This window comes from Methylobacterium sp. AC315, from assembly GCF_979253755.1.
The window spans coordinates 87,153-109,875 of record NZ_CEEDEA010000004.1; the positions used below are offsets into that span (position 1 = coordinate 87,153).

The following is a 22,723-nucleotide window of genomic DNA, read 5'->3' on the forward strand; positions in this document are numbered from 1 at the left end:
AAGCGGATACCGCGCGTTGATTTCGAGCCCTCCCCCGCTTAAACGACGGGCACCCTCACCGGCAGAGGTTCGGCAGCACGGCTGGCCCGCGAGCCCGCCCCCGTTTCCCGCGCCAGGATCCCACGAGTTTCCCGCCCATGCCCGCCATCGGCACGCCTGCCACCGGACCCGCGGATACGGAGTCCGGCGTCGCCGCGGTGGTCGTGGCGGCCGGTCGCGGCATCCGCATCGGCGGCGGCACGCCCAAGCAGTACCGCAGGGTCGGCGGCCAGGCCGTTCTGACCCGTACGCTGGCGGCGCTGGCCGCCCAGGACACGATCGACCGGATCCAGCCGGTGATCGCCGCCGACGCGGCAGACTTCTTCCTCAGTTGCTTGGACGAACTCGCCCCCGGTCTCCGGGAAAAGATCGGCGCCCCCGTCGAGGGCGGGGCCACGCGCCAGCTCTCGGTGCGTGCCGGCCTCGAGGCGCTGGCGGCGGGTGCTGCGCCGGAGATCGTACTGGTCCACGACGCCGCCCGCCCCTACGTCGATGCGGCCTTGATCGCCCGGGCGATCGCGGCTGGCCGCGACCACGGCGCGGCGGTACCCGGCGTGCCGGTGACCGACACGGTCAAGCGCGTCGCCGAGATCGCCCCCGGTATCGGCCGCGTGATCGAGACCCCGCCCCGGGAGCACCTGCGCGCGGTCCAGACCCCCCAAGCCTTCGCCTTCGCCCCCCTGCTCGCCGCGCATCGCGACGCCGCCGGCCAGGGCCTCGACGGCTTCACCGACGACGGCGCGCTCGCCGAATGGGCGGGCTTGCCGGTGGTGGTGTTCCTGGGCGACATCGCCAACCGCAAGATCACCCAGCCCGCCGACCTGATCGAGGCGGATCGGGCCTTCGCGTCCGATTCAACCGAAACGCCAGCGCCCGGAGCCCGCGCCATGACCGCCTACGTCACCCGCCTCGGCACCGGCTTCGACGTCCACGCCTTCACGTCCGGCGACCACGTCTGGCTGGGCGGCATCAAGATCCCGGCCGATCGCGGCGTGCTGGCTCATTCCGACGGCGACGTGGCGCTGCATGCGCTCACCGATGCGCTGCTCGGCGCCATCGCGGACGGCGATATCGGCACGCATTTCCCGCCCTCCGACGAGCGTTGGCGGGGCGCTTCCTCGGACCAGTTCCTGGCCCACGCCTGTGCCCTCGTCCGCGCCCGCGGCGGTCGGATCGACCATCTCGACATCACCGTCCTGGCCGAGGCGCCGCGGATCGGCCAGCATCGGGAGGCGATCCGCGCCCGCATCGCCGAGATCGCCGGCGTGCCGCTCACTGCCGTTTCGATCAAGGCGACGACCACGGAGAAGCTCGGTTTCGTCGGCCGTGCCGAAGGCCTTGCAGCCCAGGCCGCCGCCACGATCCGCCTCCCCGAAGAGGACGGCCCGGTGCTCGACGCCGAGGCCGAGACCGCGATGCGGCAGGGGTAAACGGCTGGTTCGCATTGGCGGACCGAAGCTTATTCTGGCCGCCGCGTTCTACGTCTTGCTGCGCCCAGCCGCGATGTTCACGTCTCTGCTTTTACGGCGCGGCTTCCCCTCTCCCCGCGAGCGGGACGAGGGGATCCGTTCGGCCCGTCGCGCGAAGCCGTTAGCGCTGCGAGAGGAAGAGGCCGAAGGGTTTCCGACCGACCCCCGCCCTCATCCGCGTTGAACGCCGAAGGCACCCTCTCCAAAAAAGGAAATCACGCCGTCCGGAGCAGGAGCGCGATCGCCGCGATGGCGATCGTGGCCATCGTCAGCAGGATCCCGCCGCCCCGGCATGCGAACTGGCGTGGGGTGTTCGGCGCGGCGAACATGCCGATCGGGTGGAGGATACGGCCGACCAGCAGGGCGATCAGCAGGCCCTGGACCAGACCGTGGCCGCCGCCGCCAGCCTCCAGCAGGGCGATCAGGATCAGCGCCAGCGGGACGTATTCCGAAAAGTTGGCGTGGGTGCGGACCCGCTTGAGCAGGGATGCGTCGCCGCCGTCGCCCAACAGGACGTTGTCGGAGACGCGGGATCCCATCACCCACCCGGACAAGCCGAGATACACGAGGGCGAGCAGCGCGGCGTAGAAGGCCGTGGTCGCGGGGAAGATCATCGGTGTTGGGTTTCCTGTCTGGGCAGCTGGTCCTTGAGCCAGGGCCGGCCTTGCGTCACAACACGAGATAGGGCGCTCCGGCCCAGGGCGAACCGCGTGCGATGATCGACGACACGGAGCTTCTGGACCGCGCCGAGGCGCTGGTCGCGGCCTACGCCAAGGCCGGGCGCACGATCGTCACGGCCGAATCGTGCACCGGGGGGCTGGTGGCGGGGCTGCTCACCGCGGTGCCGGGTTCCTCGGCGGTGGTCGAGCGCGGCTACGTCACCTACTCGAACGAGGCCAAGGCGGAGGCGATCGGGGTGCCGATCGACCTGATCCGCCGGCACGGCGCCGTCAGCGAGGATGTGGCCCGGGCGATGGCCTGCGGGGCGCTGTCGGCCTCGCGTGCCACGGTCGCGGTGGCGATCACGGGCATCGCAGGCCCCGGCGGCGGCAGCGCCGAGAAGCCGGTCGGGTTGGTGCATTTCGGGTTGGCCCTGCGCGACGGCGGACGCCGGCACCTGGAGCGGCGCTACGGCGACCTCGGACGCGGCGCGATCCGCCGCGCGGCGGTCGCGGACGCGCTCGGCCTGCTCGAGGGAGCGCTGGCGGACTGATCCAGCGGCGGGAGGGGTCGATGGCCAGCCTGAAGACCCAGCTCTGCATCGTCGGCGGCGGCCCGGCCGGGATGATGGCCGGACTGCTCTTCGCCCGGGCCGGGATCGCCGTGACGGTGCTGGAGAAGCACGCGGATTTCCTGCGCGACTTCCGCGGCGACACGATCCACCCCTCCACCCTCGACCTGATGGACGAGCTCGGCCTCGGCGAGCGCTTTCGCGCCCTGCCCCAGCGGCGGGTCGAGTCCTTCTCGGGAGTCGTGAACGGCCGGAGCTACCGGGTCGCCGATTTCAGCCGGCTGCCGACCCGCAACCGATTCCTGTCTTTCATGCCGCAATGGGATTTCTTGGACTTTCTCGCCGGCGAGGCGGGCCGCTATCCGGGGTTCCGGCTGATCCGCCGGACCGAGGCACGCGACCTCGTCGAAGCGGAGGGCCGGGTCGCGGGCGTGCGGGCCGAAGGGCCGGACGGGCCGGTGGAGATCCGGGCCGACCTCGTGCTCTGCGCGGATGGCCGGCATTCGCGGATGCGCCAACGCGCCGGCTTGGTGCCCCGGGCCTTCGGGGCGCCGATCGACGTGCTGTGGTTCCGCCTGCCCCGCCGGGACGGCGACCCCGAGGCGGCGGCCGGGCGCTTCGCACCGGGGCGTCTCCTGATCACCCTCGACCGGGGCGACATCTGGCAATGCGCCTACCTGGTCCCGAAGGGCGGGGACACGACGCTTCGCGCCAGGGGGCTGCCGGCCTTCCGGGCGGCGGTGGCCGAGATGGCACCGTTCCTGGCCGACCGCACCGAGTCCATTCCCGACTGGGACGCGGTCAAGCTCCTCACCGTGACCGTCGACCGGCTGGAGCGCTGGCACCGCCCCGGCCTGCTCTGCATCGGCGATGCCGCGCACGCGATGTCACCGGTGGGTGGGGTCGGCATCAATCTCGCGATCCAGGACGCGGTGGCGGCGGCCAACATCCTGGCCGGGCCACTGCGGTCCGGGCCGGTCGCCGAGGCAGACCTCGCGCGGGTCCAGGCCCGGCGGTTGTTCCCGGTCCGGGCGACGCAGGCGCTACAGCGGTTCATCCAGGCCCGGGTGATCGCCACCACGCTCAAGGCCGATGCGCCGTTCCGGGCTCCGCTCGCCCTGCGGATCCTCGACAGGCTGCCGATCCTTCAGGTCCTGCCCGCCCGGATGATCGGGATGGGCGTGCGGCCGGAGCACGTGTCCGCGCCGGCCCGGACCTGACGCGTTCAGGCGGTGCCGTACATCCGGTCTGCCCGGCCCTCGAAGGCGTCGGTGAACTTGCGGAAGGCGCGGTCGAACATCGTGCCCATCAGGAGGCCGAGGGTCCGGCTCTTGAACTCGTAGGTGATGAAGAAATCCACGGCGCAGCCACCATTCGGCGCTTCCTTGAACAACCAGCGGTTCTCAAGGTGCCGGAACGGGCCGTCGATGTACTCGGCCACGATCTTGTGGTTGGCCGGATCGAGGCTGACCCGGGTGGTGAAGCGCTCGCGGATCGCCTTGTAGCCCACGCCCATCTCGGCGATCAGCACCTCACCGCCCTCCGGCATGTCCTGGTGCTGGACCTGCTGACGGCGGATCACCCGCAGGGATTCGCACAGCGGCAGGAACTCGGGATAGCGCTCCACGTCCGCCACGAGATCGTACATCTGCTGCGGCGAATGCCGCACCGTGCGGGTAACCCGGAAGGACGGCATTTCTGTTCCGACGTGCTCAGGCCGAGAGGGCGGGGGCGTGCGAGGAGGCATGCTTGGCGAGCCGGGCCGCCTGAAGCTTGGCGAAATCCTCGCCCGCATGGTGCGACGAGCGGGTCAGCGGCGTGGCCGAGACCAGCAGGAAGCCCTTGGCGTAGGCGGTGGTCTCGTAGGTCTTGAACTCGTCGGGCGGTACGAAGCGCACGACCTCGTGATGCTTCTTGGACGGCTGCAGGTACTGGCCGACGGTCAGGAAGTCGACCTCGGCCGAGCGCAGGTCGTCCATCAGCTGGAGCACTTCGTTGCGCTCCTCGCCCAGGCCGACCATGATGCCGGACTTGGTGAAGATCGTCGGGTCGAGCTCCTTCACCCGCTGCAGCAGGCGCACCGAGTGGAAGTAGCGGGCGCCCGGCCGCACCGTCAGGTACTTTGCCGGGACTGTCTCCAAGTTGTGGTTGAAGACGTCGGGCTTGGCCGCGACCACGACCTCCAGGGCCCCGTCCTTGCGCAGGAAGTCCGGGGTGAGGATCTCCACCGTGGTACCGGGGCTCGCACGACGGATCGCCGCGATGGTCCGGGCGAAATGCTGCGCGCCGCCGTCCTTCAGGTCGTCCCGGTCCACCGAGGTGATCACGACGTGGTGCAGGCCGAGCTTGGCCACCGAGTCGGCGATTTTCTCGGGCTCGTGCTGATCCAGCGCGTCTGGCAGGCCGGTGCGGACGTTGCAGAAGGCGCAGGCCCGCGTGCAGGTGTCGCCCATGATCATGAAGGTGGCGTGCCGCTTCTCCCAGCACTCGCCGATATTCGGGCAGCCGGCCTCCTCGCAGACCGTGACGAGGCCGTGCTCGCGCACGATCTTCTGGGTCTCGGTCCAGGCCTTGGAGCCCGGCGCCTTGACCCGGATCCAGTCCGGCTTCTTCGCCTGGACAGGCTGGTCCGGCCGGTGCGCCTTCTCGGGATGGCGCAGGCGCGCGGCGCGCGGATCGTTCTTCAGGATGTCGAGGACGATGGCCATGCCACACCGCGGGGAAGCGCCCGGGGGCGCGGTCGGTCAGTAGAGACTGACTTAAGGCGCCCGGCCCCGCGCCGCAAACCACCGCGACGCCGGGACGCCATGCGGTGGTTGAGGATGCCGCGTTTCCGTCAGATCCCGAGCACCCGCACGAGCAGGCCGGCCAGTGCCGCCCCGATCACCGGGCCGCCCACCGGAACCAGCGCGTAGCCCCAGTCGGACGCGCCCTTTCCGGCGATCGGCAGGATTGCGTGGGCGATGCGCGGCCCGAGGTCGCGAGCGGGGTTGATGGCGTAGCCGGTGGTGCCGCCGAGCGAGAGGCCGACGCCCCAGACCAGCATGCCGACCATGTAGGGCGCGACCCCGCGCGGGATCGCCCCGGAGGCGCCCAGCGTGTTGGTCACCAGCGCCGAGATGGTCAGGATCAGGAAGAAGGTCGCGATGATCTCCGACGTCCAGTTGGCCTTGGCGTCCCGGATCGCCGGCCCGGTGCAGAAGCAGGCGAGCTTCAGGTCCTGCTCGGGGGTTGCCGCCCAGTGCGGCAGGTAGTGCAGCCAGACGATCGCCGCCCCCGCGAAGGCGCCGAGCATCTGGGCCGGGATGTAGACGGCGAGCTTCGAGACATCCCCGGAGCTGACGGCGCCCGCCACGGTCACGGCCGGGTTGAGGTGCGCGTCCGGGCTGCCGGTGGCGGTGGCGACGAAGATCCCGGCGAGCACCGCGAAGGCCCAGCCGGCGGTGATCGCGATCCAGCCCGCGTTCTCGGCCTTGGATCCCTTGAGCAGGGCGCCGGCGACGACGCCGTCTCCGAGCACGATCAGGGTCATCGTGCCGAGGAATTCACCCAGGAATGGCGACGTCATGGTCTGGTCTCCCCCAAAGATCGTCTTGTTCCGAAAGTCTTTTTTTGAGGTTCTTCCGTCGCCGACCTCGGGCGTCGGCTGGAGGTCGGAACTTGCGGGTCTCAAAGGGCCCGGGCCTTTTCGCGTGCGCGGGGTTACGCCCGGCCATCCTGGGGGGCTCCGCCCCCGAACCCCTGCCGGAGGTCCCGCGCTCTCTCGAGCCGCGGGACCGGCCCGCTCAATCCTCGTCGAGCTTCCAGTCGAAGGAGCGCTTGACCGCGCGGCCCCAGGCGGCGGCGATCTTCTCGCGCTGGCCGGCATCCATCTTCGGGGTCCAGCGCTTGTCGACGCCCCAGTTGCGCTTGAGGTCGTCGAGGCCCTTCCAGTAGCCGACCGCGAGGCCGGCCGCGTAGGCGGCGCCGAGCGCCGTGGTCTCGGAGACCTTCGGGCGCACCACCGGCACGTCGAGCATGTCGGCCTGGAACTGCATCAGCGTGTTGTTGGCGACCATCCCGCCATCGGCCCGCAATTCCTTGACCGGAATGCCGGAATCCCGCGCCATGGCGTCCAGCACCTCGTGGGTCTGGAAGGCGGTCGCCTCCAGCACCGAGCGGGCGATGTGGCCGCGGTTGACGTAGCGGGTGAGGCCGATGATCAGCCCGCGCGCGCCCTCGTTCCAGTGCGGCGCGTAGAGGCCCGAGAAGGCCGGCACGAAGTAGACGCCGCCGTTGTCCTCGACGGTGGTTGCGAGCGTCTCGACCTCGGCCGAGTCCTTGATCATGTGGAGGTTGTCGCGCAGCCACTGCACCAGGGCGCCGGTGATCGCGATGGAGCCTTCGAGCGCGTAGGCGGGCTTCTGGCCGTCGAGGCGGTAGGCCAGGGTCGTGACCAGGCCGGCCTTGGATGGGACGGGCTCGGTGCCGGTGTTCATCAGCGCAAAGCAGCCGGTGCCGTAGGTGTTCTTGGCCTCGCCGGGTGCGAAGCAGGTCTGCCCGAACAGGGCCGCCTGCTGGTCGCCCAGGATGCCGGCGATCGGCACGCCCGCGAACGGCGCCGTGGTCTCGCCGTAGACCTCGCTCGACGAGACGATCCTCGGCAGCATCGCCTTCGGGATGCCGAAGACGCTCAGCATGCCGTCGTCCCATTCCAGGGTCTTCAGCGACATCAGCTGCGTGCGGCTGGCGTTGGTCACGTCGGTGACGTGCAGCCCGCCCTCGGTGCCGCCGGTGAGGTTCCAGACCAGCCAGGTGTCGATGTTGCCGAACAGCACGTCGCCGGCCTCGGCCCGCTCGCGGGCGCCCGCGACATGATCGAGCAGCCAGCGCAGCTTGAGGCCCGAGAAATAGCTCGCCAGGGGCAGGCCGGTGAGGTCGCGGAACCGGTCGCGGCCGCCGTCGCGGGCGAATTCGGAGACCAGCCGGTCGTTGCGGGTGTCCTGCCAGACCAGGGCGTTGTGCAGCGGCTTGCCGGTGCGCCGGTCCCAGATCAGCGTGGTCTCGCGCTGGTTGGTAATGCCGACGGCCGCGAGGTCGGTGGGCTGGAGGCCGGCCTTGTCCAGGGCCTCGCGCATCACACCCTGCGTCTTGGTCCAGATCTCGGCGGCGTCGTGCTCGACATGGCCAGGAGCCGGATAGATCTGCGCGTGCTCGGCCTGGGCCAGCGCGATCACGCTGCCCTCGCGATCGAACACCATGAAGCGGCTGCTCGTGGTGCCCTGGTCGATGGCCCCGACGTAACGGCTCATCGTTCCCTCCCTGTGTTATGCCCGACCGGTCTCGCGCCGGATCGGGTTCGGCAAGATCATGCGGCCTCGGCCCTGCGGTCGAGGTAGGCGGCGAGGCGTGCGGCGCTTTCCGGGCCGGTGCGCAGGCCGAGCTTCGAGCGGCGCCAGAGGATGTCCTCGGCGGTGACCGCCCATTCCGCGACCCGCAGGTAATCGACCTCGGCCGCCGTGAGGCCGCCATCGAAGACTTCGCCGAGATCGGCCATGGATTGCGCGGTCCCCACGATCTCGCGCGCCTTGGTTCCGTAGGCGCGAGCGAGGCGCCGCGCGGTCTCGGCGGGCAGGAACGGTTTTTCCGCCTGGAGCTTGGCGAGGAACGTGTCGAAATCCGCGTCTGGCATGGCGCCGCCGGGCAGCACCGCATCGCCGGTCCAGGCCAGCTTGAGGCCGGGTAAGAACGGCTTGAGCTTCTCGATCGCGTGCTCGGCCAAGCGCCGGTAGGTGGTGATCTTGCCGCCGAACACCGACAGCACGGCCGCCTTGCCGCCCTGGTCCTCCACGTCGAGGACGTAGTCGCGGGTCACCGCGGAGGCGTTCTCGGCGGCGTCGTCGTAGAGCGGGCGCACGCCCGAATAGCTCCAGACCACGTCGGCCGGGGTGATGCGCGTGTCGAACGAGCGGTTGACGCAGCCGCAGAGGTAATCGGTCTCGTCCCGGGAGATCGAGACCGGCCCGGGCTCGCCGTCATACGGCACGTCGGTGGTGCCGATCAGCGTGAAGTCGCGCTCGTAGGGGATCGCGAAGATGATGCGCTTGTCGGGCTGCTGCAGGATGTAGGCCTGGTCGCCCGGGAACAGGCGCTTCACCACGATGTGGCTGCCCTTGATCAGACGGACCGCCGCGCGGCTGTTGATGCCGAGCGTGCCGCCCAGGGTCGCGCTGACCCAAGGGCCTGCGGCGTTGACCACGGCCTTGGCCCGCACGGTCCGCTCGCCGCCGCCACGCTCGTCCCGCAACGTCGCGACCCAGCCGTCGCCATCGCGCCGGGCCGAGACGACGCTGGTGCGGGTCAGCACCGTGGCGCCGCGCTCGCGGGCATCCATGGCGTTGAGCACGACCAGGCGGCTGTCCTCCACCCAGCAGTCGGAATAGACGAAGCCGCGGGTCAGGCGCTTCTGCAGCGGCGCGCCGTAGGGCGAGCTGCGCAGGTCCACGGACTTGGAGCCCGGCAGGGTCCGCAGCCGCGCGAGATGGTCGTACAGGAACAGGCCGAGGCGCAGCATCCAGGCCGGGCGCAGGCCCTCGTCGTGGGGCAGCACGAAGCGCAGCGGCCAGATTACGTGGGGCGCCTGCCGCAGCAGCCGCTCGCGCTCGGCCAAGGCCTCCCGCACCAGACGAAACTCGTAATATTCGAGGTAGCGCAGGCCGCCGTGGATCAGCTTCGTCGAGGACGAGGAGGTGAAGCCGGCCAGATCCCCGCGCTCGGCCAGCAGGACCGACAGGCCGCGGCCCGCCGCGTCGCGTGCGATCCCGGTGCCGTTGATGCCGCCGCCGATGACCAGGAGATCGTAGGCGTCGGACGGCTCGCGCTGGCGCTGTGCAGCCGGCATTGTTCCTCCTCTCCTGCCCTCGATAGCAGGTTCAGGACATATTGAGCCGCCCGAACATTTTCGCAAGCGAAAAAAACGAAGTTCGTTACGGTTCGTCCGCGCTGTCCGCCACCGCCAGGGTCACGCCCTGCCGCTCGATCATCGCGACGATTTCCGGGGGCGGCATCCGGTCGGTGAAGAACGTGTCGACCTGATCCAGGCGACCGACCTGCACCATCGGCCTCCGGGTGAACTTGGTATGGTCCGCCACCAGGAAGGTCTTGCGGGCATGGGCCAGGATGGTCTGCGTCGCCCGCACCTCCTCGTAATCGTAGTCGAGCAGCGCGCCGTCGGCATCGATCCCGCTGATGCCGATCACCGCCACGTCGACTCGGAACTGGCTGAGCGTGTCGCAGGTGAGCTGGCCCAGCACCGCGCCGTCGCGGTTGCGCACGGTGCCGCCGGCCACGACGATGTGGAATTCCGTGGCCTCGGCCAGCGACAGCGCGACGTTGAGGTTGTTGGTGATGACGCTGAGGTCGTCGTGCCGGGTCAATTCCCGGGCCACGGCCTCGGGGGTCGTGCCGATGTTGACGAAGACCGAGCAGTGGGACGGGATCCGGCTGGCGGCCAACCGGCCGATCCGGGTCTTCTCGGGGAGCAGGGTCACCCGGCGGTCGGCGTAGTCGATGTTCTCGACGCTCGACGGCAGCCCGCCCCCGCCCCGGTAGCGCTCCAGCCGCCCTTCCGCGCTCAGCTCGTTGAGGTCGCGCCGGATCGTCTGGACGGTGACGCCGAATTGCGCGGCGAGGGCCTCGATGGTGACGAAGCCCCGCTGACGCACGGATGCCACGATGGCGCTGCGCCGCCCCTCGACGCCGGACACCTCGACCCTGTCCTCGGATCTCCGGTCGAGCGGTCGTGACATCGAGACTCCTGGTGTTCCCCGATCCGCTCGAAGACGCGGATGTTCGTTTGCGAACATTGTGTGCGTGCAGCGGCTTTCGCAGGAGAGTGAACCGGCGGGCGTGGCCGGGCAACCGCTTCGGTGCTGTGAACCGATGGACTCACAGACCTGCCGGAGGCTACGCCTGCCCCGTGGGAGGTTCGCGCTGTGCGCGGCTCCGCTCGTATTCGCCGTACCGATCCCGCGGGCCTGCGGCCAAAAGCCCGCAAAAAAGGCCTGTCGCGGGTGCGACAGGCCTGATCGTCCGGGTGACGCCGCCGTGCGGCGTCCCGGCAGATCACATCTGGTGGTGACGCATCCGGCGGTGATGCTTCATCATGCGCTTGTGCTTCATGCGCTTGCGCATCATCGGACGCTCGACCGGGGCTGCACCGCGCTCCATGGCGGCGGCTTCGCCAGCGCGCTCCATGCCGCCGCGGGGACCGCCCGCCTGGGCGCCGGAGGAGTTGTAGGGCGAGTTGCCCTGGGCGTAGGCGGAGCCCGCGAGCAGCGTCAGCGACGCGGCGGCCAACAGAAGTTTCCTCATGATCAATCCCTGGGCGTAGACTGTCGCAGGCGAGGCGCCGTCCGTCGTCTGGGTGGTGCCGCTGCGTCGGAAAATAAGCGGCCCAGAGGAGACTTGGTTCCCCGATCCCGCGTTTCGGAGACGAATGATTGCTTGGCGGGGTCCGAGGGCCTATTTCGCGACCTATCCCAGCGCGACCGCGCCCGGGATGCGTTCGGGAGGGGGCAGCTTTGGCCAGCAGCGGTTCGGCCTATCTGCTCCTGGATGTCGCCGGCACGCCCTGCGCCCTGCCGCGCGCGGCGGTGTCCGAGATCCTGCCCCTGCCGGCCCTGCACAATCCCCCCGCCACGGGCGGCTGGCTCGCCGGCTTCCTCAACCTCGGCGGCGCGCCGATTCCAGTGATCGATCTGGCCCCGCTGCTCGGCCTGCGCCAGGCCGCGACGGCTCCGAGCCTCTACGCGCATCTCGTACTGACCCGCGACGACGCGGTCGCGTACCTCGTCGATCGCGCCGCCGACCTCGTGGTCGTCCCGGATTCCGCGATCCGGCCGGCCGAGGAGGCCGGGACGCTCAACGGCTGCGTGGCCGCCGAACTCGTGATCGGCGACAGCCTGGTGCACGCCCTGGCGCCCGAGGGGTTGCTGACCGCGCAGGAACGGGCCCGGATCGCGGCGCTGACCCGGGCCGCCGCCGAGCGTCTCGCCGCTTTGCCGCCGTCCGCGTGATCCCACGATGGCGCGCCAAGTTCCGCCCCGCCCCCATCCGGGCGACGACCCCGCCTATGCTGCCCTGAAGGCACGCATCATCGCCCGCACGGGTCACCATTATTATATCGACAAGGACGAACTCCTGATCGAGCGCCTGCGCCGGCGCTTCCGGGCCACCGCCGTCGCCGACTGCGCCGCCTACAGCGTCTTGCTGGCCGACCGGTCCCGGGGCGAGGCGGAATGGGCCTGCCTGGAGGCCGAGATCACCGTCGGCGAGACCTTCTTCTTCCGGTACGCGGAGCAGTTCCAGGCCCTGCGCCAGACGATCCTGCCCGCGCTGATCGCGGCCCACAGCCTCGACCGCACCCTCCGGATCTGGAGCGCCGGCTGCTCGACCGGCGCCGAGCCCTATTCCCTGGCGATCCTGGTCCGCGAGGCCCTGGGCGACGCCCTGCCCGACTGGCGGATCGCGATCCTCGGCACCGATATCAGCGTCGAGGCGCTGGCCACCGCCCGGGCCGCCGAGTACGGGCGCTGGGCGCTTCGCACCATGCCGCCGGAGGACCGGCTGCGCTACTTCACGCGCCTGCCCCCCGCCCCCGGGATCCGCCGCGAGGGCGGTTACGCCCTGCGGCCGGAATTCCGCGCGCTGGTGCGGTTCGAGCGGGGCAACCTGTTAAGCCTCATCGAGCCCAAGACCCCGCCGGGCGAAGGGTACGACCTGATCCTGTGCCGCAACGTGCTGATCTATTTCGAGGCCGAGACGGTGGCCGCGGTGGTGCGCGGCCTCGAGCGCAGACTCCGGCCGGACGGCTGGCTGCTGCTGGGCCATGCCGAGCCGAACCCGACCTTCTCGGGGTTCCTCGATCCCGTAAGCCTGCCCGGGACCGTGGCTTACCGCCGCCTGGCCGACGCGGTGCCGCCCGCGCCCCGGCCGGTCCCGCCGCCGGCCGAGCCGGAGCCCCGCCCACGGCCTGTCGAGGAACCGCGCGCTGCGCTCGAGACCGTCGTGGCGACCCTAGCGCAGCCGCGCCCGCCCGCAATGGAGGTGGCCGAGCGGTCCTCTGTCGAGATCGTGGCCGCCGACCCGGACGCGCCGGCCGGCGACCTCGCCCGCATCCGTGCGCTCGCCGATGCCGGCGAAACCGGCGTCGCCTGGCGGGTCCTGCGCGGCGCCCTTGCGCACGACCCGACCGATCCGGCCCTGCGCTTCTACGAGGGCCTGCTCGCCCGTACCCTCGGCCGGGACGACGAAGCCGAGCGCGCGCTGCGGGCAGCGCTCTACCTCGACCGGGGCTTCGTGATGGCCCACTACCATCTCGGGCTGCTGCTGATCGGGCTCGACCGTCCCGTCGAGGCGGCCCGCGCCCTCGACAACGCCATCGCGTTGAGCCAAGCCCTCGGACCGAACACGCTCCTGCTCGAGGGCGACGGCGCCGCGGCCTGCGAGATCGCCGCCGGTGCCACCGCCGCCCGCGCCGGGCTCGGGCCGGAGCGTGGCCCTGACAGCGGCATCGGGAGCCCCTGATGGAAGCGCAGCCCAGCGCGCCGGATCGCGGCGGGCGCCCCAAGTCCGACCAGGCGCTCGAGTCCGACCGGGCGTTCAAGTCCGACCGGGCGTTCAAGTCCGACCGGGACCTGGTGGCCGAGCGCACCGCAGCGCTGGCCCAGCGCAGGGTCGTCTCGGCCGGGCCCGAGACCGGCATCGACCACCTCGTTTGCGCCTGCGGGGCCGAGCGCTACGGGCTGCCGCTCGCCGCGGTAGCGCACGTTCTGCCGATGCGCCCGTGCACGCCGATGCCGGAAGCGGTGCCGGCGCTGCTCGGCCTGATCGCGCTGTCGGGCCGGATCGTCGGCGTCCTGGGCCTTGCCCGGGCGCTGGGCCGCCCTGAATCGCCCCCCGAAGGCGAGCGCGGGGGCGGGCATCTCGTCGTGCTGCGCGGCGGCCAGGCTCAACCCGTCGCTCTGGCGGTCGACCGGGTGCTGGGCATCGCCACCGCCTCTGTCGACTCGACCGCGGAGGACGCCGATCCGGCCGGATTGGGCAATGCCGCCGCTTCGGGTTATGCCCCCGCCTCGGCCGGCGACGGCCGACCGGATTTCGTCGTCGTCGACCTTCCCCGCCTCTTGCGTCGCGTGCTGCCCTAAAATCCCGTCCGCGCGCCCCTCCACCGGAGCCAGCCCCGACCGTGACGTTCTCGATCGGAAGACGCATCCTCCTCGGCTTCGTGGCCGTCACCGTGGTGATCGTGGCGCTCGGCTTCTACGCGCTGGAGCAGATCGGGGCGGTGCGCGACACCACCGACGCCATCGTCCGGCGCGACATGTCGGTGCTGCGCCAGCTCGACGACCTCGGCAACCAGGCCCGGGATCTCGGGCTCCTGCGGCGCAGCGCCGTGATCGCGATGCTGTCGCAGGCGCAAGGGCGGCCGGCGCGCGCCGACGATACCCTGACGACCTGGCGCCGGACCGCCGCCCAGATCGAGAGCGGCCTCGCCGCCACGATGCAACTCGCCGGCGAGTACCGGACCCAGTCGATCTCCACCGAGCGCAACGCCGTCTGGGACCGCATCGCCACGGCCGCGGCGGACGTGCAGCGCTCGTTCCGGGAGGTGCGGAGCGTCGGCGAGGCGCAGTTCGCCGCCATCGCCCGACAGGACGTCGCCGGGGTCGAGGCGCGCAACGACGAGATCAGCCGGCTGCAGGCGCCGTTCCTGGGGGGCATCACGAACCTGCGCACCCTGCTCGACGGCGGTATGGCCCTGGGGCAGCGCGCCGCCCACGAGGTCTACGAGCGCTCGCGCCTGTCGATCTACCTGACGCTGACTGCAGCCGTGCTGCTGGCGATCATCGTCACCTGGATGATCCGGCAGGCCGTGGTGCGCCCGCTGGAGACCGTGATGGGCTTCGTGGAGCGGGTCGGCGACGGGGATCTCTCGGGCCGGCTCGACATGCGCGGCGGCGACGAGATCGCGCGCCTGGGGCGGACCCTGAACGCGATGGTGGACAACCTGTCGGACCTCGCCCGCACGAGCCGGGCGGCCACCGCCGACCTGAACGCCGCCGCGGCCGAGATCCGCGCCTCGGCGCAGCAGCAGGCGGCGTCGGTCGAGGAGCAGTTCGCGGCCGTGCAGGAGACTGCGGCCACGGTGGACGAGATCACCCATTCCGGCGCCCAGATCGGCAAGCGCGCCACCGAGGTGATCGCCACCGCCCAGGCCACGGCCCAGACCTCCCGGCAGGGCCTGCGCGCGGTCTCCGACACCGCCAAGGCGATGGACGCGATCCGCGAGCAGGCCGAGGCGGTGGCCGGCAACATCGTCAGCCTGTCGGAGAAGACCCAGACGATCGGCGACATCATCGAGACGGTCAACGACATCTCGGAGCGCACGCACCTGCTGGCGCTGAACGCCGCGATCGAGGCGGCGGCGGCCGGCGAGAGCGGGCGCAGCTTCGCCGTGGTGGCCTCCGAGATGAAGCTGCTGGCCGACCAGGCCAAGGCGGCCACCGGTCAGGTCCGGGGGATCCTGGGCGAGATCCAGCGGGGCATCAACACGTCGGTGATGCTCACCGAGGAGGCGGTCAAGCGCGCGGCGGCCGGCAAGACGCGCTCGGACACGACCCAGCGGACGATCGAGGAGATCACGGCGCGGGTGGAGGAGAACGTGCAGACGTTCCAGCAGATCGTGGCCTCGACCAACCAGCAGCAGCTCGGGATCGAGCAGGTGATGGGCGCGCTGCAGAACATCCGCCAGGCCAGCCAGCAGACGGCGGCCGGCACCCGCGAGGTCGAGGCGGCCTCGGCCAACCTCACCGAACTCGCCCAGGCCCTCATGGCCCTGGCCGAACGCTACCGGCACTGAGGGCGGTACCGCCTTGCCCGCCGATATCCGCCAGCTCCTGCTCGCGGCCTTCGAGGTCGAGCACCGCGAGCACGTCACGGCGATCCGGGCCGCGCTCGGGAGCGCGACCCCGGACTGGAACGACGTGTTCCGCCGCGCCCACAGCCTCAAGGGTGCCGCCCGCGCCGTCGATCTCCCGGCCGTGGAGGCGGTCGCCCACCGCCTGGAGACCCTGTTCGAGCGGGTCCGCACCAACGCGCAACCGGTCGACCGCGAGGCGGCCAACGCCGTCCACTTGGCCCTCGACCGGATCGAGAGCTACGTTGCCGGCCTCCAGGACGGGGCCGGGCCGGACATGCCGGCCGACGCCCTATCGGCCCTCGGGCAATGCCTCGGCCTCCCCGGGGAGGCCGCGGAGGAAGCCCCGCCGCCGGCTGCGCCACCGCCACCGGTCGCGCGGGCTGCCGAACCCCCCGCCCCGCCGGCGCCGGTTCAGGTCGCCCCGGCGCCGTCTCCCGAGCCCGCCGAGTCCGGCGCCGCGATCCTGCGCGTGCCCGGGGAGGCCGTGGAGGCCCTGGCTCGGGCAAGCCACGACCTGACCAGTACCCTTGCGGCGCAGGCCCCCGCCGCCGAGGGCCTGGCGCGCCTCGCCCGGCTCGCCCGCGACATGCGGGCCGGCGCCGAGGCGCTGGCGGCCAAATCCGTTGCGGACGAGCCGGAGCTGCGCGCGCTGGCGGCCCATCTCGGCGGCTTCGCCCGGGAGGCCGCGGAGCTGTCCCGCCGTCAGGCCGCGGCGACCAGCGCGGTCGAGGGCGCGGCGTTCCGGGTCCGCGCCGAGGCCGAGCGCCTCGCCCTGGTGCCGGCCGAGACCGTGCTCGGCCCCCTCGCCCGCTCGATCCGCGAGACCGCACGGGAGCAGGACCGCGACGTCGATCTCGACCTGCGCGGCCTCGACCTGCCTGTGGAGCGCGGCCTGCTCCAGGCCCTGAAGGATCCGCTGCTCCACGCCCTGCGCAACGCCCTGAGCCACGGCTGGCAGAGTCCGGAGATCCGCCGTGCCGCCGGCAAACCCGAGGCCTTGGCGCTCGGGCTGGAGGTGGCCGTGCGCGGCTCGCGCCTGCAGGTCACCGTCACGGATGACGGGCCGGGGCCGGACCTGTCCCGGATCGCCGCCACAGCCCGCGCCCGCGGCCTGATCGCCCCCGGGGAGGAAGCTGACCCCGAGACCCTGCTGCGCCTCGTCTTCGAGCCCGGCTTCTCCACCGCGGAGGCGGTCGATACCCTGTCGGGGCGGGGCTACGGCCTGTCCGTGGCCGCGGATGCCGCCCGCCAGCTGCTCGGCAGCGTGCGCCTGGAGCCGCGCGAGCCCGCCGGTACCGCCCTGGTGTTCAGCCTGCCGCTCTCGGCGGCCCGGCGCAGCCTGCTGCTGGTCGAGGCGGCCGGGCGGACCTATGCCTTGCCGGGCGGCGCGGTGGAGCGGCTGCTGCGCATGGACCGCGCCGGCTTGCCCATCGCCCTGGGGCGGACGATCCTGCGGATCTGCGCGGATGATGCCGCGACGAACCATCCGGTCGCCGCCCTCACCGAGATCCTGGGCCAAGCGCCGACCGCCCCGGACGCGGCCGGTCAGGACCCGACGATCCTGACCGCGGTGCTGCTGCGGGCCGGCGGCGGCCGCCTGGCGCTCGGGGTCGACCGCCTGCACGACGTCCGCGCTTTACTGGTCCTGCCGGCGCCGGCCTTCGGGGCCGATCCCGGCCTGATCGCCGGGACGGCTGTCCTGCCCGGCGACGTGCCGGTGCTGGTCCTCGACCCCGACGGCCTCGCCGCCCGGGCCGCGTCGATGGCGTCGGGCCTTTCGCTCGGAACGATGGCGCAGGCTCCACGTTCGACGACCGCGCCCCGCGCCACCGCACGGGCGACCATCCTGGTCGTCGACGACTCGATCACCACACGCACCTTGGAGAAGGGCATCTTGGAAGCCGCCGGCTACCGCGTGGTCGTCTGCGTCGACGGTCAGGACGCCCTCGACCGGCTGCGCGCCGAGATCGAGCCCATCGATCTTGTGCTGGCCGACGTGGAGATGCCGCGCCTCGACGGCTTCGGCCTGCTCAAGGCCCTGCGCGCCGATACCCGCTTCGCCCGGCTCCCAACAATCCTGATGACCTCGCGCGGGGATGCGGCCGACGTCTCCCGCGGCCTCGACCTCGGCGCGGACGCCTACCTAACCAAGCAGAAATTCGACCAGCGCCAGCTGCTCGACACGATCGGACAGCTGCTATGACGCCCGTCCGGGTCATGCTCGTCGAGGACAGCCTCGTGGTGCGCGAGTTGCTGCGCTACATCGTGTCGCGCGATCCCCGGCTCGAACTCGTGGCCGCGGTGCCCTCCGGCGAGGAGGCCCTGGCCACCCTTCAGACGGTGCGGCCGGACGTGATCTCCATGGATATCCGCCTGCCCGGCATCGACGGTCTCGAGACCACCCGCCGGATCATGGCGGAGCAACCGACCCCGATCGTCGTGATCGCCGATGCGGTGGAAGATTCGTCGCTCCGCATCTCCATGAATGCGCTGCGCGCCGGCGCCCTGTCGGTGGTCGAGAAGCCCGTGGCGACGACCCATGCGGGCTACGAGGCGGTGGCCGGAGAGATCTGCACCCAGCTTCGAATCATGGCGCAAGTCCCGGTGATCCGGCGGCGACCGATCGGTGCCGAATGGGCCGGACGAACCAGCCTGGCCTCCTTCGCCGCCCCCACCGAAGCGGCGGCGCAGGCGCCGAGCCTGCTGGCGATCGGCGCGTCGACAGGCGGCCCGCCGGCGCTCGCCCGGGTGATCGGCGCCCTGCCCAAAACCTTTCCGCTGCCGGTGCTGGTAGTCCAGCATATGGGCCCGGCCTTCATGGAGGGTTTCGCCACCTGGCTCGACAGCGTCGTGGCCCTGCCGGTCTCGCTGGCGCAGGACGGGGAGCGCGCGGAGCCCGGCCGCGTCTACGTGGCGCCCGGTGACCGGCACCTGGAGATCGGCTCCGGCCGGGTGATGCGCGTGATCGCCACCGAACCCGTCTCCGGCCAGCGCCCGGCTGCCACGGTGCTGTTCCGCTCTCTGGCCCGTCAGGTCGGACCCTCGGGGATCGGCGTGCTGCTCACCGGCATGGGCGAGGATGGGGCGGTCGGCCTCGCCGACATGCACCGGGCCGGCGCCCAGACCGTGGCCGAGCACGAGAGCACCGCTGTGGTCTACGGCATGCCGGCGGCGGCGGTGCGGCTCGGCGCCGCCCGCGCGATCCTGCCCCTCGACCGGATCGGCGACCATGTCCTGCGGCTTGCCGATCCCGGGGCTCGGCCGTGAGCCGGAGCGAGGCCGGCGCCCAGGACGGGCCTGCCCGGATCCTGCTCGTGGAGGATTCGGAGACGCAGGCTCTGGAACTGCGCCTTCTCCTTGAGGCGAACGGTTTCTCGGTGGAACGCTGCCCCTCCGCAGAAGCCGCCCTCGACCATCTCAACCGCAGCCAGCCCGACCTCGTGGTGGCCGATTATCACCTGCCCGGCATGGATGGCGACGAGCTGATCCGCCAGATGCGCCTGTCCCTGCGCACCCGGGCCCTGCCGGTGCTGATGCTCACCGGCGGCGGTGGCGGCGAACGGAAGGGCCTGGAGAGCGGCGCCGACGCCTACCTGCCGAAATCCGCCGACCGCGACCTGATGATTCTGCGCATCCGCGCCCTTCTGCGCGAGCGCCGGCCCTCCGCCGAGGGCGAGGGGCCCGGTGCCGCCGCGTTCCGGCGCGGGCGGATCCTGGTGATCGACGGCAGCCTGACCTACCGGACCTTCCTGGCGGGCCTGCTCGGGCAGGAGGGGCACCACGTTGCCACCGCCGACGGGCCGGAGGCCGCGCTCGAATCGCTCAACGGAGTGGGCGAGGATGCGTTCGACTGCGTGACCGTCGACCTGCTCGGACACGCCTATGACGGCCTCACCCTGTGCCGGGCGATCAGCCAGCGCCGCTCTGGCCAGGCCGCCGGGGCCGGCTTCCACCTCGTGGGCATCGCCGGCAGCGATCCGGCCAAGGACTTTCTGGTCGAGGCCTTCGCGGCCGGCGCCGACGATGTTGTCTCCAAGACCGATGCCGAGGTGCTGGCCCTGCGGGTGCGCGGCTTCGTGCGCCGCCGCCTGCTGGAGGAGGACGACCGTCGCATCGCCGGCCAGTTCGGCGAGCGCGAGCGGGCGGTGGAGCGCGCCCGCGCCGAGGCCGAGGCCTCCGAGGCGCGCGCCCGCCTCGCCGACGCCCTGGAGCGGGCCAACCGCGACCTCGCCGACGCCAATCGGCAGATCACCGAGGCCCAGGCCAAGCTGGTCCAGGCTGCCAAGATGGCCTCGCTCGGCGAGCTGGTCGCCGGCATCGCCCACGAGATCAACAATCCCCTGGCCTTCATCCTGGCCCATCAGGGTACGGTCGAGCGCCTGCTCAACGAATTGCCGAACGCTGCCCCGGAGGCGGCCTCCCGCGCCGTCGACAAGGCCCGTCAACGGGTCGGGTCGATGCGGATGGGGCTGACCCGGATCCAGGATCTGGTGCTCAACCTGCGCAAGTTCTCGCGCCTCGACGAGGGCGAGCGGGCCCTGGTCAACGTGCCCGAGGCGATCGAGACCGTGCTGGCGCTAATCCAGCACAAGCTCGGCGGCCGGATCGCGGTGGAGCGCAGCTTCGCCGGCCGGCCCGAGATCCACTGCACCCCGGCGCTGCTCAACCAGGTGGTGATGAACATCCTGGGCAACGCCGCCGACGCCATGCCGGAGGGCGGCATGATCCGGATCGATACCCTGTCGAACCCGGAGGTCGACGAGATCCGCATCAGCGATACTGGTCCTGGTATCCCGGAAGACCTACGTGAAAAGATATTCGAGCCGTTCTTCACGACAAAGCCCGTGGGCTCAGGCACCGGCCTGGGTCTTGCGATTGCCTACAGCGTCGTTCAGGCGCATAGCGGCTCGCTCACCGTGGAGGCGGCGCCGGACGGGGGAGCCTGCTTCGTGATCGGGATTCCGCGGCAGGCGTCCAGCGCATGAGTGAAGGCACGGCAGGACGAGCATTCCCCGCTGCGATGGACACCGGTTCGGTGACGGATACGCATTCACTGCACGAGAACGGGGCCGGGTTCGATGGCCCCCGCGGGACCATCCTGGCCGTCGATGACGAGCCGGATATCCTGATCGCCCTGGAGGACCTGTTCGAGGATTCCTACCGGGTTCTGACGACCTCGAACCCGAACGAGGCGCTCGAGATCCTGCACGCCGAGCCCGACATCGCCGTGGTGCTGTCGGACCAGCGCATGCCCGGCCTCACCGGCGACGCGCTCTTGGCCGAGGCACGCGCCTTCCACGACGCGCAGGCGATCCTGCTCACCGGCTATGCCGACATCACCGCGGTGATCGCCGCGCTCAACCGCGGCGGCATCGTCGGCTACGTCACCAAGCCCTGGGACGCGAGCCTGCTGCGCTCCACGGTCCGGCAGGCCTTCGAACGCCATCGGCTCGGCCGCGACCTCGCCACCGAGCGGGCCCTGCTGCGCGGTCTGCTCGACCACGCTCAGGACGCGATCAGCTTCAAGGACGCGGACGGGCGCTTCGTGCGCCTCAACGCCCGCAAGGCGGCCCAGCTCGGCCGGGACGTCTCGGGCTGCCTCGGGCAGCGGGAGGGCGACCTGATCGGCGCGAAGGGCGGCACCGTGGCCGAGGCCGATGCCGCCGCGATCCGCTCCGGGGCGGTCGCCGAGAGCCTGACCAGCGACGGCCCGGTCGGTGCAGAACTCTGGAGCCACGTCACCCGGGTGCCGATCCGCGATGCGGGCGGCGCGATCAGTCATCTCGCGGTGATCGAGCGGGACGTGACCGAGCAGCGGACCCTGGAGGCCCGGCTGCGCCAATCCGACAAGATGCAGGCTCTCGGCACCCTGGCCGGCGGCATCGCGCACGATTTCAACAACCTGCTTACCGCGATCCTCGGCAGCCTGGAACTCGCCGCCCCCAAGGTCGCCGACCTGCCGCGGGTGCAGCGCCTGATCGAGAATGCACGCGGCGCGGCCGAGCGCGGCGCCTCCCTGACCAAGCGCCTGCTGAGCTTCAGCCGCGCGCACGACCTCCAGGCCCGCGCCACGGACGTCAACGCCCTGATCGGCGGGATGAGCGACCTGTTCGGCCGCAGCCTCGGCGGCTTGGTCAGCGTCCGCACCGACCTGACCGAGGGCCTGCCCGCCGTTCAGGTCGATCCGGACCAGCTCGAACTCGCCGTGCTCAACCTATGCATCAACGCCCGGGACGCGATGCCGGAGGGCGGCACCATCACGGTGGCGACCCAGCGCCTCGACATCGCGGGCGACCCCGAGATCGCCGACGGCTCCTATCTCGGTATCAGCGTCACCGACGAGGGCACCGGCATCCCGGACGAGATCCTGCGCAGGGTCTGCGAGCCGTTCTTCACCACCAAGGCGGTGGGTCAGGGCACGGGCCTCGGCCTCGCCATGGTGTTCGGCCTCACCCAGCAATCGAAGGGCCGGCTCGCCATCGAGAGCGAGGTCGGCCGGGGAACGCGGGTCGAGCTCGCCCTGCCCTTCGCGACCGAGGCACCCGAGCAGGTGGCCGGTGAGCAGGACGACGCCCCGATGGCAGCCCGTTCGGCGCGGATCCTGGTGGTCGACGACGACGCGCAGGTCCGGCACGTCACCGCCTCGTTCCTGGCGGGCTTCGGCCACGACGCCACGGAGGCCGGCGACGGCGAGGCCGCGCTCCGGTCCTTCGCGCCTGGCCGCTTCGACCTGATCGTAGCCGACCTCGCCATGCCGGGCATGAGCGGCATCGAGCTCGCCGCCGAGATCCGCGGCCGCGACCCGAGCCTGCCGGTGCTGATCCTCACCGGCCATGCGGAGGCGATGCAGATTCCGGACGATCTGCCGGTGCTGACCAAGCCGTTCCGCTCGGCCGACCTGGCGAACCGGGTCTCGGCGCTGCTGGACGGGTCTGATCCGGGGCGGGGATAAACCCGACGGGGGGGGTACCCTGCCGGCGTTGCCGACGCTCGAAAAGCTCGCACGGGCGGACTGATCGGTCC

At 71.5% G+C, this 22,723-nt stretch carries 19 protein-coding genes; 11 read left to right on the plus strand and 8 right to left on the minus strand.

What is annotated here, in order from left to right; translation table 11 throughout:
• Positions 1-137: 137 nt before the first annotated feature.
• Positions 138-1,469: a bifunctional 2-C-methyl-D-erythritol 4-phosphate cytidylyltransferase/2-C-methyl-D-erythritol 2,4-cyclodiphosphate synthase gene (locus tag AC0IY0_RS08060; RefSeq protein WP_147909197.1), complete on the plus strand. Its 1,332-nt coding sequence runs from the start codon at positions 138-140 to the stop codon at positions 1,467-1,469.
• A gap of 254 nt (positions 1,470-1,723) precedes the next feature.
• Here AC0IY0_RS08060 and AC0IY0_RS08065 read toward each other — a convergent pair whose 3' ends face one another.
• Positions 1,724-2,122, minus strand: a complete 399-nt coding sequence (locus AC0IY0_RS08065) for an MAPEG family protein (RefSeq protein ID WP_147939566.1) — start codon at positions 2,120-2,122, stop codon at positions 1,724-1,726.
• A gap of 101 nt (positions 2,123-2,223) precedes the next feature.
• Between AC0IY0_RS08065 and AC0IY0_RS08070 the strand changes: the two genes are divergently transcribed.
• Positions 2,224-2,721, plus strand: a complete 498-nt coding sequence (locus tag AC0IY0_RS08070) for a CinA family protein (RefSeq protein WP_147939567.1) — start codon at positions 2,224-2,226, stop codon at positions 2,719-2,721.
• A 20-nt stretch (positions 2,722-2,741) separates the two neighbouring features.
• Complete coding sequence (locus AC0IY0_RS08075; RefSeq protein ID WP_471763529.1) at positions 2,742-3,959, plus strand: FAD-dependent oxidoreductase; 1,218 nt, start codon at positions 2,742-2,744, stop codon at positions 3,957-3,959.
• Positions 3,960-3,964: 5 nt separating this feature from the next.
• Here the strand turns inward: AC0IY0_RS08075 and AC0IY0_RS08080 are convergent, their stop codons facing one another.
• The 7 genes from AC0IY0_RS08080 to AC0IY0_RS08110 all read right to left on the minus strand — a co-directional run bounded on the left by AC0IY0_RS08080 (position 3,965) and on the right by AC0IY0_RS08110 (position 11,091).
• Positions 3,965-4,435, minus strand: coding sequence for a type II toxin-antitoxin system RatA family toxin (locus tag AC0IY0_RS08080; protein ID WP_471763531.1), 471 nt, complete (start codon positions 4,433-4,435; stop codon positions 3,965-3,967).
• Positions 4,436-4,451: 16 nt separating this feature from the next.
• Positions 4,452-5,447, minus strand: a complete 996-nt coding sequence (gene lipA / locus AC0IY0_RS08085; protein ID WP_147909192.1) for a lipoyl synthase — start codon at positions 5,445-5,447, stop codon at positions 4,452-4,454.
• Between the two features lie 128 nt (positions 5,448-5,575).
• Complete coding sequence (locus tag AC0IY0_RS08090) at positions 5,576-6,307, minus strand: MIP/aquaporin family protein (protein ID WP_147909191.1); 732 nt, start codon at positions 6,305-6,307, stop codon at positions 5,576-5,578.
• A gap of 217 nt (positions 6,308-6,524) precedes the next feature.
• Positions 6,525-8,030 carry a glycerol kinase GlpK gene (glpK, locus tag AC0IY0_RS08095; protein ID WP_419829662.1) on the minus strand — a complete coding sequence of 502 codons (1,506 nt, stop codon included), beginning with the start codon at positions 8,028-8,030 and terminating at the stop codon, positions 6,525-6,527.
• A 56-nt stretch (positions 8,031-8,086) separates the two neighbouring features.
• Positions 8,087-9,619 carry a glycerol-3-phosphate dehydrogenase gene (glpD, locus tag AC0IY0_RS08100; protein WP_471763533.1) on the minus strand — a complete coding sequence of 511 codons (1,533 nt, stop codon included), beginning with the start codon at positions 9,617-9,619 and terminating at the stop codon, positions 8,087-8,089.
• Between the two features lie 85 nt (positions 9,620-9,704).
• A complete protein-coding gene (locus AC0IY0_RS08105; RefSeq protein WP_147909188.1) occupies positions 9,705-10,526 on the minus strand; it encodes a DeoR/GlpR family DNA-binding transcription regulator in 822 nt (273 codons plus the stop codon).
• A gap of 316 nt (positions 10,527-10,842) precedes the next feature.
• Positions 10,843-11,091, minus strand: coding sequence for a hypothetical protein (locus AC0IY0_RS08110; RefSeq protein ID WP_147857686.1), 249 nt, complete (start codon positions 11,089-11,091; stop codon positions 10,843-10,845).
• A gap of 209 nt (positions 11,092-11,300) precedes the next feature.
• Here AC0IY0_RS08110 and AC0IY0_RS08115 point away from each other — a divergent pair, with 209 nt between their 5' ends.
• Genes AC0IY0_RS08115 through AC0IY0_RS08150 form a run of 8 tightly spaced genes read left to right on the plus strand, consistent with a single transcriptional unit; the run spans position 11,301 to position 22,652 of the window.
• Positions 11,301-11,795: a chemotaxis protein CheW gene (locus AC0IY0_RS08115; RefSeq protein WP_147909187.1), complete on the plus strand. Its 495-nt coding sequence runs from the start codon at positions 11,301-11,303 to the stop codon at positions 11,793-11,795.
• Positions 11,796-11,802: 7 nt separating this feature from the next.
• The gene (locus tag AC0IY0_RS08120; RefSeq protein WP_471763535.1) at positions 11,803-13,305 is read left to right on the plus strand and encodes a CheR family methyltransferase; all 1,503 of its coding nucleotides are present in this window, start codon (positions 11,803-11,805) and stop codon (positions 13,303-13,305) included.
• Positions 13,305-13,925: a chemotaxis protein CheW gene (locus tag AC0IY0_RS08125; protein WP_471763537.1), complete on the plus strand. Its 621-nt coding sequence runs from the start codon at positions 13,305-13,307 to the stop codon at positions 13,923-13,925. Before AC0IY0_RS08120 ends, AC0IY0_RS08125 begins: the two co-directional genes overlap by 1 nt.
• A gap of 41 nt (positions 13,926-13,966) precedes the next feature.
• Positions 13,967-15,640, plus strand: a complete 1,674-nt coding sequence (locus AC0IY0_RS08130; RefSeq protein WP_147939576.1) for a methyl-accepting chemotaxis protein — start codon at positions 13,967-13,969, stop codon at positions 15,638-15,640.
• 13 nt (positions 15,641-15,653) lie between these two features.
• Complete coding sequence (locus AC0IY0_RS08135; RefSeq protein WP_471763538.1) at positions 15,654-17,903, plus strand: hybrid sensor histidine kinase/response regulator; 2,250 nt, start codon at positions 15,654-15,656, stop codon at positions 17,901-17,903.
• Positions 17,900-18,967: a chemotaxis-specific protein-glutamate methyltransferase CheB gene (cheB, locus tag AC0IY0_RS08140; protein ID WP_419829658.1), complete on the plus strand. Its 1,068-nt coding sequence runs from the start codon at positions 17,900-17,902 to the stop codon at positions 18,965-18,967. Before AC0IY0_RS08135 ends, cheB begins: the two co-directional genes overlap by 4 nt.
• Positions 18,964-20,685, plus strand: coding sequence for a response regulator (locus AC0IY0_RS08145; protein ID WP_147909514.1), 1,722 nt, complete (start codon positions 18,964-18,966; stop codon positions 20,683-20,685). Before cheB ends, AC0IY0_RS08145 begins: the two co-directional genes overlap by 4 nt.
• Positions 20,682-22,652 carry a response regulator gene (locus tag AC0IY0_RS08150; protein WP_471763540.1) on the plus strand — a complete coding sequence of 657 codons (1,971 nt, stop codon included), beginning with the start codon at positions 20,682-20,684 and terminating at the stop codon, positions 22,650-22,652. Before AC0IY0_RS08145 ends, AC0IY0_RS08150 begins: the two co-directional genes overlap by 4 nt.
• Positions 22,653-22,723: the final 71 nt, after the last annotated feature.